This window comes from Pseudomonas sp. MG-9 (assembly GCF_018729515.1).
Taxonomy (GTDB): domain Bacteria; phylum Pseudomonadota; class Gammaproteobacteria; order Pseudomonadales; family Pseudomonadaceae; genus Aquipseudomonas; species Aquipseudomonas serboccidentalis.
This window is the reverse complement of record NZ_JAHHZH010000009.1, coordinates 55,667-67,892: the sequence shown is the minus strand read 5'-3', so window position 1 is coordinate 67,892 and position 12,226 is coordinate 55,667. Positions and strand designations below refer to the sequence as shown.

General features: G+C 61.1%; 9 protein-coding genes and 2 pseudogenes. 4 read left to right on the top strand and 7 right to left on the bottom strand.

Translation table 11 applies throughout. The features are described from left to right. Positions 1–279 precede the first annotated feature (279 nt). From KKQ10_RS28835 to KKQ10_RS22340, 6 genes and pseudogenes are all read right to left on the bottom strand, one after another. A pseudogene (locus tag KKQ10_RS28835) lies at positions 280–366 on the bottom strand (hypothetical protein); the annotation flags it as partial. A gap of 204 nt (positions 367–570) precedes the next feature. Further along, positions 571–696: pseudogene (locus KKQ10_RS28830) on the bottom strand (hypothetical protein); the annotation flags it as partial. A gap of 260 nt (positions 697–956) precedes the next feature. After that, positions 957–2,771, bottom strand: coding sequence for a DAHL domain-containing sensor histidine kinase (locus tag KKQ10_RS22355; RefSeq protein ID WP_215502293.1), 1,815 nt, complete (start codon positions 2,769–2,771; stop codon positions 957–959). Next, positions 2,768–3,721: a cytochrome-c peroxidase gene (locus KKQ10_RS22350; protein WP_215502292.1), complete on the bottom strand. Its 954-nt coding sequence runs from the start codon at positions 3,719–3,721 to the stop codon at positions 2,768–2,770. The genes KKQ10_RS22355 and KKQ10_RS22350 overlap by 4 nt, the downstream gene beginning before the upstream one ends. Positions 3,722–3,761: 40 nt before the next feature. Next, complete coding sequence (locus tag KKQ10_RS22345) at positions 3,762–5,636, bottom strand: putative bifunctional diguanylate cyclase/phosphodiesterase (RefSeq protein ID WP_215502291.1); 1,875 nt, start codon at positions 5,634–5,636, stop codon at positions 3,762–3,764. Then, positions 5,633–7,888 (bottom strand): EAL domain-containing protein, encoded by a 2,256-nt coding sequence (locus KKQ10_RS22340; RefSeq protein ID WP_215502290.1) that lies wholly within the window; start codon positions 7,886–7,888, stop codon positions 5,633–5,635. Before KKQ10_RS22340 ends, KKQ10_RS22345 begins: the two co-directional genes overlap by 4 nt. Positions 7,889–8,135: 247 nt before the next feature. On the opposite strand from KKQ10_RS22340, the gene nosR reads away from it, so the two are divergent. From nosR to KKQ10_RS22320, 4 genes are all read left to right on the top strand, one after another. After that, entirely contained in the window at positions 8,136–9,497 is a 1,362-nt protein-coding gene (gene nosR, locus KKQ10_RS22335) for a response regulator c-di-GMP phosphodiesterase, NosR family (protein WP_215502289.1), read from the top strand. A gap of 67 nt (positions 9,498–9,564) precedes the next feature. Then, positions 9,565–9,999 carry an NUDIX hydrolase gene (locus KKQ10_RS22330; RefSeq protein ID WP_215502288.1) on the top strand — a complete coding sequence of 145 codons (435 nt, stop codon included), beginning with the start codon at positions 9,565–9,567 and terminating at the stop codon, positions 9,997–9,999. 22 nt (positions 10,000–10,021) lie between these two features. Then, on the top strand, positions 10,022–10,660 hold the full coding sequence (locus tag KKQ10_RS22325) for a LysE family translocator (RefSeq protein WP_127648268.1): 639 nt from the start codon (positions 10,022–10,024) through the stop codon (positions 10,658–10,660). A gap of 2 nt (positions 10,661–10,662) precedes the next feature. After that, entirely contained in the window at positions 10,663–11,163 is a 501-nt protein-coding gene (locus tag KKQ10_RS22320) for a GNAT family N-acetyltransferase (RefSeq protein WP_127648417.1), read from the top strand. Positions 11,164–11,256: 93 nt separating this feature from the next. On the opposite strand, the gene metR is transcribed toward KKQ10_RS22320, so the two are convergent. After that, positions 11,257–12,174 carry a transcriptional regulator MetR gene (gene metR / locus KKQ10_RS22315; protein ID WP_127648269.1) on the bottom strand — a complete coding sequence of 306 codons (918 nt, stop codon included), beginning with the start codon at positions 12,172–12,174 and terminating at the stop codon, positions 11,257–11,259. Positions 12,175–12,226: the final 52 nt, after the last annotated feature.

The following is a 12,226-nucleotide window of genomic DNA, read 5'->3' as shown; positions in this document are numbered from 1 at the left end:
CAGATTGGCCCACTGCCATTGCTGATTGGTATCGACCCGGGAGAAATCCTTCAGGTCTTTCACGATCTGTCCGACCCGGCCTATGCCTTCCTTGGATTCGCGGATCAGCACCGGGATGTCTTCGAGCAGAAAATCCAGATCGAGGTCTTTGCGCAACTGCTCAAGCCGCGCGGCGGATTCGTTGTCCAGTGCGTGCCCGAGCGTCTGGCAGGCGTCGAGTATGCTCAGCAATTGTTTGAAGTAGCCGTCCAGCGTGCCGAGGTTGGAGGAGATGAAGCCAATCGGGTTGTTGATTTCATGGGCCACACCGGCGGCCAGTTGACCCAGTGAAGCGAGTTTTTCCGATTGCACCAGTTGGCTTTCCAGTTGCTTGCGCTCATCGATTTCTCGCTGCAATTCTTCACTGGCCTGCTTGAACTGGGCGGTGCGCTGACCGACCAGATGTTCCAGATGGTGCATTTGCAACGAGGCCCGTTCCGTCATCTGCCATTTGGTCAGCAGGGTGTTGGCCATCTGCTGCACTTCGATGTTGTCGAACGGTTTTTTCAGAATCAGCAACCGGTCATGCGCCTGCAGGCGTTCGAGCAGTTCATCCCAGGAATAATCCGAGTAGGCGGTGCAGACCACCACCTGCAACTGCGGATCCTGCTGCCAGAGATGCTCGATGGTTTTCGCGCCGTCCCAGCCGTCGGGCATGCGCATGTCGACGAAGGCCAGCGCGTAGGGGCGTTGTTCCTGCAAGGCCTGCACCAGTTTGCCCAGGCCTTCCTCGCCGCCATAGGCTGAATCGAGCTCGAACAACGGGCGCTGGGGGCGCGCCTGGGCACCGAACAATGCGGCCTCCATGTCGTCCAGTTCCTGCGTTTGCACGGCAGCCGGCGCGAGTATCTTGCGGAAGTCTTCGTGAATCGACGGCATGTCGTCGATCAGTAGAATGCGGCGGTTCGAAGGCTCGCTCATGCGTTCTCCGTGACGCTGATCAGGGGGATCTGCAAGGTGAACAACGCGCCTTTGCCCGGCCCGTCGCTGTGCGCGGTGAGGTGCCCGTTCATCTCGATGGCCGCCAGGGCACAACTGTGCAGGCCGAACCCGTGGCCTTCCTTGCGGGTGGTGAAACCGTGGGCAAAGATCCGCGTCATGTTTTCCGGCGCGATGCCTTCGCCATCGTCCTTGACGCTGATTTCGAGGAAGCCGTCATCGACGATTTTTACCGCCAGGGTCATGGTGCGTGGGCGGTTGCTGAGGTCGGACATCGCGTACTTGGCGTTGCTGATGAGGTTGATCAGAATAAGCAGCAAGCGGTGCTTGTCGCCCATCACCTGCGGCACTTCGGCGTACTCCTTGACCACCGTGACGTGATGCCGGGTCAGGGCCCCGGCGTTCATGCGCAACGCGTCTTCGAGCAACTCGTTGATGAACAGCGGTTCGGTCATGCTGTTGGCACCGGCATAGGATTGCTGGGTAGCGACGATGTCCTTGATGTGATCGACGCTTTTGTTCATCTGGTTCAGTTCGTCGACCATTTCCTGCTGTTCCTGGGCAATGGCACCCACCAGCTGGTTGAGGTAGCCGGGGAGCAATTTGCCCTTGGCGTCTTCGCTGAGAAACGCACCGAGGTCGTGCGGGTGCTCGTTGATCAGTTGCATGGCTTTGCCCAGGCCCTGGGTCTTGCTGCTGCGCAGCTTGCGCGCGATCAGGTCGCTGGAGATGTTCACACTGTTGAGCACGTTGCCAACGTTGTGCAGCACGTTGGTGGCGATTTCCGCCATGCCCGCCAGACGTGCCGCGTCGAGTAGCTCGCTCTGGGCGTCCTTGAGTTCCCGGGTGCGCTCCTCGACCCGTTGCTCCAGTGCATCGTTGGCGGTTTGCAGGGCGCTGTTGACCCGATTGATCTCGGCGAAACTGCCGATCAGGCGGATGGCCAGCCACACCAGCGACAACATCAGCAGCACCGAAAACAACAGCAGGTAGAAGTGATATTGCCGGTCGATCCGATCGGCCAGTTGCTGATCGCGATCGAGCATGACGGTGATGTTGTCCAGGCGCTCGGCCACGGGAATGTTTTCGATGCTTTCGAGCATCTGATTGACCAGTGGCTGCTCGCGAGCGATCAGGCTGATGTGGTTGCTGAGGATTTTGATCGGGGATTGAAATGCCTGCGGCAGGCGCTGTGCGTTCACCGCCAGTTTGTTCAGGCCCACTTCGATGTCGGCGGCCCGGTCACCGGAGGTGACCTGGGCGAACTCCAGAGCACTGAGCAGCAGGTCGTAGGTATCGGTGGTGATGCTCTGCAACTGCAATTTATCGAAGTCCGACAGGTTGGCCAGTTGCTGCTGAATGTCGTCTTCAGCGGTGGGCAAAAAGGCCAGGGAATTGCGCAACAGCGCATTGTGCGATTTGAACTGTTCGACCAGGCGGGTCTTTTCCTGCATTGCCTGCAGGAAACTCTCGTGGGCCTCATTCCACTGTGCCGAGTCATTGCGGCCGTGTCCGGACTCTATCGCGTCGAAGCGCGTCCAGAGCCGGTTCATCTCGTTCATCGGTGACACCAGCGGATCGTAGTTGTGGGTCAGCGCCACCCTGGCCTTGAGGATTTCGTTTTCCCACTGCGAATTCTGTTGTTTGATCTGTCGGATCAAGTCCCGTGATTCGGTGTACGTCATGGTCTGATCGGAGCTGGATTTGAAATACAGAAACAGCAGGATCGAGGCCAGCGCCAGGGCGACGAGGGTGAGTAACAGCAGGCTGCGTCGACGGGAGATATTGATCATGGCTTGCCTGGCCATTGGCCGGTGAGGGTCGTGAGAAACAGAATGATCAGCTTTTTGTCCTCTTCGCTCGGCATGCGTCCCAACTGGTACTGGAACATCACGTCCACCGCCCGTTCGAGGGTGGGCGCCGAGCCGTCGTGAAAGTACGGTGCGGTGGTCGCGACATTGCGCAGGCTCGGCACCTTGAACACCGCCCGGTCCGCTTCGTCGCCAGTGACATTGAAACGGCCCTCGTCGGCCACGGTCCGGTTGCCGCGATCGGCAATGTAATCGCCGAACACGCCGAATTTCTGGAACATGTTACCGCCGATGTTCACCCCCTGATGGCAGGCGATGCAGCCGTACTCCTTGAAGCGTTGGTAACCGTACTTTTCCTCCAGCGTCAGGATGTCGGTGTTGCCCAGCAGGTATTGATCGAAGCGTGAGTTGGGTGTCAGCAAGGTGCGTTCGAAGCTGGCCAGCGCCTGCTGGACATTGGCCTGGGTCACGCCGTCCGGGTAGATGGCGGCGAAATCGCGACGATAATCGGGGTCTTTGCCGATCCGCTCGATCACGGTGCGCCAGTCGCTGCCCATTTCATGCGGGCTGGTGATGACGACGTTGCTTTGCTCCTCCAGCGTCTCGACACGGCCATCCCAGAACTGACGGAAGTTGAGGGCGGCGTTGAACACGGTCGGCGTGTTGACGGCCACCGGTTTGCCGTCGAAGCCCAGGGACAAGGCACGGCTGTCGGCACCGTTCTTGTCCAGTTGGTGGCAGCTGGCGCAGGACAGCGTGTTGTTGATCGACAACCGTGGCTCGTGGAACAAGCGCCGACCGAGCTCCACGCGCCGTGCATCTTGCTGCGGCGCGGCGGGCAACGGTTTGAGAGGCTCGTCCAGCGGCTCGGCACTGGCCCCGGCACAGACCGCGCACAACAGCAACGCCATGGCGTGGTGGAAAAGGCTCATCGGTAACTGTCTCCCTGATTCAAGGCCGGTTTTGCAGTGTTCATGAAATCGTCCACGGAGCGGGCTCCGTGCCGGCCAGCAAGCGCGCAAACGCGTCTGCCGGCAGGGCTTCGCTGAAGAAGTAGCCCTGGCCTTCTTCGCAGTGATGCGCCTTGAGAAAAGCCAACTGTTCGGCGGTTTCAATGCCCTCGGCGATGACGTTCAGCCCCAGACTCTTGCCCAGGTTGATGATGGCGCTCACCAGCGCGGCATCGTTGCGGTCGTTGCACAGGCCGCGAATGAATGACTGGTCGATTTTCAGCACATCGATGGGAAACCGGCGCAGGTAGCTCAGGCTGGAATAGCCGGTGCCGAAGTCGTCGATGGCCAGGCGCGTGCCCAGTGTCTTGAGGCGAGTGAGCGCAGTCATCGTCACCTCGACGTTTTGCATCAACACACCTTCGGTGATTTCGATCTCCAGCCAGTCCGGGGCCAGACCTGTCTGCTCGAGCACGCGCTCGACGCCCTCGACGAAATCACGCTGGCGAAAATCGATGGGCGACATGTTCACCGACATGCGGATCGGCGGCAGCCCGGCGGCCTGCCATGCACAGGTCTGACGACAGGCTTGCGTCAGCACCCATTTGCTCAGCGGTACGATCAGGCCGCTGTCCTCGGCCACCGGGATGAAGTCCGAAGGATAGACCCAGCCATGCCCCGGTTTCTGCCAGCGCACCAACGCTTCGGCACCCACCACTCTGCCACTGCGCAGGTCGATTTTCGGCTGATAGTGCAGGACGAACTCGTGCTCTTGCAGGGCGCGGCGAATACCCGACTCGATGCTGTGCTGTTCCCGGGCGCGCTGGTTCATGGCTTCGATAAAGAAGCCAATGTTGTCCGGCCCCTGTTCCTTGACGTTGCGCATCGCGGTCTCGGCTTTCTTGATCAGCTCGATGGCTTCGAGGCCGTCATCGGGGTAGACGCTGATGCCCAGGCTGGCGGTGACGCTGACGTCATGACCGGCAATCGTCTGCGGCAGACGAATGGCGGTGAGCAGTTTTTCGGCGATGCCGTGGGTTTGTTGAGGGTGGTTGATGTCGCCGAGGATCATCACGAACTCGTCGGAGCCGTAGCGAAACACCGAGTCCGAGCCGCGTACGCACGACAACAGCTGTTGTGCGACTCGTTTGAGCATCTCGTCGCCCGCGGGATGGCCCAGCGCATTGTTGATGCGCTTGAAGCGATCCAGGCCGAGGAACATCACCACCAGTTGTTTGTCATGGCGCCGGCAGACGGCCATGGCCTGGCTCAGGCGATCGCCCAGCAATGTGCTGTTGGGCAGTTCCGTGAGGCTGTCGTATTGCAGCAGGTGCGAAACTTTGAGCAATTCGTGAACCCGCGCCTCGATGGTCTGCTCAAGGCTGAGCATCTTCAGCGCCGCGTCCTGCGCCAGTTGCCATTTCCAGGTCAGGGCGTTGGCCATCTGGCGGATTTCCAGACTGTCGAACGGTTTTTTCAGAATCAGCAACTGGTCGCCGAATTCCAGCCGTTCGGCCATCGCTTCCCAGCTGTAGTCGCTGTATGCCGTGCACAAGGCAATTTGCAGGTTCGGATCGACCCGCCACAGTTGCTCGATGGTTTCCAGGCCATCCCAGCCGGGCGGCATGCGCATGTCGATGAAGGCAAGCGCATAGGGGGTGCCGCTGGCCTGGGCACGTTTGACCAGGGCCAGGGCTTCCTGGCCCTGATAGGCGGAATCGAGCTGGAAGCTCAGGTGCTGCGACTGGCGCGTGCCGAACAGCGTCTGCTCCAGTTGATTCAGATCGGCAGTGTCTTGAACCTGCGGGGCAAGGATCTTGCGAAAATCATCGTGAATCGCCGGCGTGTCGTCGATGATCAGGATGCGCCGGTTGGTCTGGGGAAAAGGGGTTTTCATGCCTCGTCCTCCTTCGGCGTAGGACTCGGACTGTTCTTGAGCAGTCGCCCAGCCTCTTCGGCACAGACCGCCGCGCTGAAATACAGCCCCCGGGCGCTGGGCAGTGGCGCGACGGATGGCACGCAAGGCTGGTCCGGCGACGGCTGTCCTTCGGCGATGATGCCGATGTTCAGGTCCCGGGCGAAGTTGACGATGGCGCGCAGGGCGTTGGCGCCGGCCACATCGTGGGCCGCACTGTCGATGAAGCTCTGCGCCAGTTTGAGGTGATTGACCCGGTAGGTTTTCAGGTAGTCGAACGAGGAGTATTCGGTGCCGAAATCATCGATGGCGATGGTCACGCCCAGCTCGCGCAGGCGCGGCAACGCATCGTTGTGGGTCCATTTGGTCTGGGCCAGCGTCGCCTCGGTGACATCGAAGCGCAGATCCCAGGGGGCCAGCTCCCAGCGAGCGGTGGTGCGCAGCACGTCGTAGATCAACTCGGGACCGCTCTTGAGTTGCGCCAGCGAGAGTTTGATTGCCATGACGGGCGGCGCTACGCCTGCGTCACGCCATTTGCGCATCTGGGCACAGGCGTGTTCCAGGACCCAGCGCCCAAGAGGAATGATCGCCCCGGTGCGCTCCGCCGCCGGCACGAAGGCGCTGGCCGGCAGCAGGCCGAGGCGCGGATGCTGCCAGAGAATCTGCGCCTCCATGCCAAGAATCCTGCCACTGTGCAGATCCATCTCCGGTGCGTAATGCAGTTGCAGCTCATCGCTCTCAAGCGCCGTCATCAATTCGCTGACCAGCGTCATGCGCTCGGCCACTTCGCGCGAGATCGCCTCGGAGTGGAAGTGATACTGGTTGCGGCCCATTTCCTTGGCGCGATACAGCGCCATATCGGCCTGCCCGAGCAGGCTGTCGGCGTCGGGGCTGAGGTCGCTGTAACTGCTGATGCCGATACTGACCGAAATGTGCAGTGCATTGCCGGCCAGGTTGTAGGGGGCCAGCAGCGTGTCGCGGATGTTGGCGGCCATCGCGGCCGATTGGGTCGGGTCGCTGACGTCCATTTGCAGGATCGCGAACTCGTCGCCGCCCAGGCGCGCCACCACGTCGCTTTCCCGCACGCCGAACTTGATGCGCCGGGCCACTTCCTGCAGCAGCAGATCGCCGATCGGGTGGCCCAGGGTGTCATTGATCCGCTTGAAGTGGTCCAGATCCAGGTAAAACACTGCAAACGGCATGGCGCCCCGTCGCGCGGCGGCAAACGCCTGATGCAGGCGTTCGATCAGTGTGGCGCGATTGGCCAGGCCCGTCAGGCCATCGGAGCGCGCCAGCAACGCCAGTTTGTCCTCGGCCAGGCGACGCTCGGTGATGTCGAGGATGATGCCCTCGACTTCCAGTAGACGGCCGTCATGATCGCGCACCGGGATGTAGCGGTTCTCCACCCAGCGCCAGGTTCCCTGGCCGGTGCGCATCCGGAACTCGATGGAAGCGCCTGACGCATGCCGATCCAGCACTCGGGCCATGGCGGCATCGACAATGGCGTGATCGTCCGGGTGAATCAGTTCCTGCGCCCAGTTGGGCGAACGCACCAGGTCGGCGGCGACATGGCCGTAACGGGTGATGTTGTGGGAGATGTACATCAGGGCAAACGAGGGATCGCCGCGCAAACGGTAAAGGATGGTCGGGCTGTTCTGCACGATGATGTTGGCATCGGACAGCTCCCGGGTGCGCTCCTGAACCGCGTGTTCCAGCAGGTTCATCTTCAGATCGGCGTCCTCGGTCATTTGCCATTTGACCGTAAGGGCACTGGCCATCTGCCGGATTTCGATCGCGTCGAAGGGCTTTTTCAGAATCAGCAACCGGTCGTTCAGCGCCAGACGCCGGTCGATGTCTTCCCAGGAGTAGTCGGAATAGGCGGTGCACAAGGCGACTTGCAACTTGGGGTCGACTTGCCACAGCCGTTCGATGGTTTCCAGGCCATCCCAGCCCGGTGGCATGCGCATGTCGATGAAGGCCATGGCGTAGGGACGGTTTTCCGCCAGCGCGGCTTCGAGTTTGTCCAGGGCTTCGCGGCCCTGAAAGGCCGAATCGAGTTCGAAATGCTGGGATTGCTGTACGGACGGGGTGCCAAACAACAGATTCTCGGTTTCGCCCAAGCCATCGTCGCCGGGGATGACCGGGCTGAGAATTTTGGCGAAGTCGCCGTGGATCGACGGGCTGTCGTCGACAATGAGCACACGACGATTGATGTGCGCGGCTGGCGGGTTCATGCCGCGACACCGGTAGGGGGACGTGTTGTCATCAGGGGCATCCTTTTCCCTCGCGATTTGCCTGTTCGAAAGCCGATGGGTCCTGCGCCTTGTACAGCATAGTCGGCTCCTTCCTACTACGCTTTCGGTCCCGGACGAAGATTTGCGTGAATCCAGTCAAAAATCATCTAGCCTTTGACTCAGACGCAGGCCTGAGAGGCGATCGGTCGGTGTGTCGTTAACCCCCTGTTTCGCTTGAGACCATGCCATGGAAGAGCAATCCCCCCCGATGCAGTCCCATCGACCCACGGTGCTGTTGGTCGATGACGAAGAGTCGATCCTCAACAGTCTGCGCCGATTGTTGCGGGGCCAGCCCTATGATGTTCTGTTGGCCACCAGCGGTGCCCAGGCGCTGGACATGCTCGCGCAGCAACCGGTGAATCTGGTGGTGAGCGATGCGCGCATGCCCGGCATGGACGGTGCCTCGTTACTGGCCCATGTCCGCGAGCGCCATCCGCAAACTGCGCGAATCATGCTCACTGGCTATGCCGACCCCGCGGCCATCATCAAAGCCATCAATGAAGGGCAGATTCACCGTTACATCAGCAAACCCTGGAACGACGAAGAGTTGCTGCTGATCCTGCGCCAGTCCCTGGAGCACCAGCATTCCGAGCAGGAGCGTCAGCGTCTGGAACGCTTGACCCGGGTGCAGAACGATCAGCTCAAGTTGCTCAACAGCACCCTGGAAAAGCATGTCGCGGCACGCACGGCCGAACTGCAGCAGACCGCCGACATGCTCGATCTGGCTTACGAAGAGCTCAAACACAGCTATGTCACGGGCACCGAAGTGTTCTCGCTGCTGGCCAATCTGCGTTTGCCACCTGCCAAGCAGACCAACCGGCAGATCATCGAACTGGTGCGCAGCTACTGCAAACAGCATGGCCTGGACGAGGCCACCAGCCGCGACCTGACCATGGCTGCGGCGCTGTACAACGTCGGCAAACTGAGCTGGACCGACGGCATGATGGCGACGCCCTCGGATTTGTTGCGCCATACCGATCGCGAGCGTTATCGCAGTTACCCCAAGCAGAGCGAATCGCTGCTCATGACGCTGGACCCGATGAAGGACGCGGCACGCCTGATCCTGCATCATCAGGAGCGCTGGGACGGCAGCGGGTTTCCCGACCGGCTCAAGGGCGAGGCCATTCCGTTCGGTTCACGCTTGCTGAAGCTGGCGGTGGATTTTGTCGAGTTGCAGCGCGGCCTGATCCTCGAACGGCAGATGAACAGCGATGAAGCGCTGCTGTACCTGCGCCAGTACGCCGGCCGTTTGTACGATCCCGATCTGGTCGAAGATTTCATTCAGGTGTGTGCGGCGTTCCTCAGCGACGTCACGCTGGCCGATCCGTCGGTCAAGGTGCTGTCTACTCGGGACCTCGCAGCGGGGATGATTCTGGCGCGCAATCTCAATGCCGATAACGGCATGCTGCTGCTCAACGCCGGCAAGGTCCTCAGCCCGCTATTGGTGGAAAAGCTGATTGCATTCGAAGCCATGGAGGGTGGCAAATACAAGATTTTCGTCAAGGTGCCGGAGGAGGTTGAAGCCACGCTCAAGGCGCTGGGGCAATGATCTGCGAGGTGACGTCATTGGGGCGGGCATGGGATCCTTGCGGTTTTTCCAGGCCGGTGGCTGACCCATGACTTCTGCATCCGTTGCATCTCCGCACCTCATTCGTATTGCCGCCGCGCTGCTGCTCGACCCCGAAGGCCAGACCCTGCTGGTGCGCAAGCGCGGAACCACGGCGTTCATGCAGCCGGGCGGCAAGATCGAGGCACATGAATTGCCGGTGCACGCGCTGGCCCGCGAGCTGGAAGAAGAGCTGGGCCTGGTGATCGATCCGGCGCAGGCGTCTTTTCTCGGCCAGTTCTCGGCGCCTGCCGCCAACGAGCCGGGGTGTGTCGTTCAGGCGGATATCTTTCAAGTGACGATCGACACTGACGTGGCCCCGGCTGCTGAAATCGAGGAAGTGATCTGGATCGACCCGGCCACCGACGCTGGACTTGTTCTGGCGCCATTGACACGCGACCTGATCCTGCCGTTTTATCGCAACTCACTGAACGCACTCGCCTGATCTCCACGCAAAGGACTTTGCCATGATCCCACTTCAAGACTTGCTGATCTTCGCCGCCGCGGCGCTGTTGATGGTGCTGACCCCGGGGCCGAACATGATTTACCTGATCTCGCGTTCGATCTGTCAGGGACGCAAGGCCGGGGTTACGTCGTTGCTGGGTGTGGTGAGTGGATTCTTCGTGCATATGTTCGCCGCGGCTGCCGGGTTGACTGCGGTGTTTCTGGCGGTGCCGATGGCCTATGAAGTGCTGAAGTGGGCCGGTGCCCTGTATTTGCTGTGGCTGGCCTGGCAAGCGGTCAAACCCGGTGCGCGCTCGCCGTTCGAAGCGCAGCAACTGCCGGCGGATTCTCCGCGCAAACTGATCACCATGGGTTTTCTCACCAGCGCACTGAACCCGAAAATCGCGGTGTTCTACCTCTCGGTGTTTCCGCAATTCATCACCCCCGAGCACGGTTCGGTGTTCACCCAGAGCATCATCCTCGGCCTGACCCAGATCAGCGTCAGTTTCACCGTCAATCTGCTGATCGCGCTGTTCGCCGCGGGCATTGCTTCGTGGTTCGTGCGTAACCCGACGTGGCTGGCGCTGCAGCGTTATTTCATGAGTTTCGTGCTGGGTGGTCTGGCTGTACGCCTGATGCTTGAACAACGCAGGACGGCGTGAGCATGTGGATCGAACGGCTGGACGCCAGCCATGCGCTGGCCTACCGCGAGCTGATGCTTGAGGCCTACGACCGCCATCCGCAGGCGTTCACCTCCAGTGTGCGCGAGCGCGCGGTGATGCCGCTGAGCTGGTGGGAAGCGCGCCTGACCAGCAAGCTCGATGTGGTGTTGGGTGCCTTCGAGGCCGGCATTCTGGCCGGTATCGTCGGCCTGGCGTTCGAACCCCGGGAAAAGGCCCGCCACAAGGCCACGCTGTTCGGCATGTACGTGTCAGCCGATTTTCGTCAGCACGGTGTGGGCCATGAACTGGTGCAGGCCGCGCTGGCCGAAGCACAAAATCACCCTGGGCTGAAAGTCATCCAGCTCACCGTCACCGCCGGCAACGACGCCGCGTTCAACCTGTACCAGCGTTGCGGCTTCATCCAGTTCGGCCTTGAGCCGCTGGCGGTGCGGGTCGGCGAAGACTACTTCGACAAGATTCACATGTGGCGTGAATTACCCTGAGAGGGGACAAGATCAAAAGATCGCAGCCTGCGGCAGCTCCTGCACCGATCTCTGTAGGAGCTGCCGCAGGCTGCGATCTTTTGATTTTTAGCGTCAGCGCACCGCGCTGACGCCATCCAGCGTCGAGAACGACGTGTCCTTGGCCGTCAGCAGGAAATCGCGCATGTACGGCGCATCCAGCATGTCCGTGCGGATCGCCGCGTACAGCGTGGCAAACAGACCTTTCTCGCCCAGCCGCTTGGCCTTCACATAGCCGCGCGAGCTGTACTCGTGCAGCGCCCAGTGCGGCATGCCGCAGACGCCACGGCCGCTGGCGACCAGTTGCATCATCATCACCGACAGCTCCGAAGTACGGACCTGCGCCGGTTCGATGTCGGCCGGTTCCAGGAAGCGCGTGAAGATGTCCAGCCGATCGCGTTCCACCGGGTAGGTGATCAGGGTTTCGGTGAGCAGGTCTTCAGGGACGATGTAGGGTTTGCTCGCCAGTGGATGCTGGTTGGCGACTGCCAGCATCGCTTCGTAGGTGAACAGCGGCACGTAGGTGATGCCGGCGATGTCCAGCGGATCGGAGGTCACCACCAGGTCCAGGTCACCCCGGGCCAGCGCCGGCAGCGGGGCGAAGGCGAAGCCCGACGCCAGGTCGAGTTCGACTTCCGGCCAGGCGTCGCGGAACTGGTCGATGGTCGGCATCAGCCACTGGAAGCAACTGTGACACTCGATCGCCATGTGCAGGCGCCCGGCAGTGCCACCGGCCAGACGGCTGATGTCGCGTTCGGCGGCGCGCAGCAGTGGCAGGGTCGCGTCAGCCAGTTGCAGCAGGCGCAGGCCGGCGCTGGTGAAACGCACCGGTTTGGTCTTGCGCACGAACAACGGCATGCCCATGCGTTCCTCCAGTTCCTTGAACTGGTGGGACAGCGCCGACTGGGTCAGGTGCAGGCGGTCGGCGGCGTCGACCAGGCTGTCGGCTTCGCGCAGGGCATGCAGGGTTTTCAGATGACGGATTTCAAGCACTGCTGGCCCCATGAATAAAATTTGTGATCAATTCGAAGGCGGTGAGTTTGTC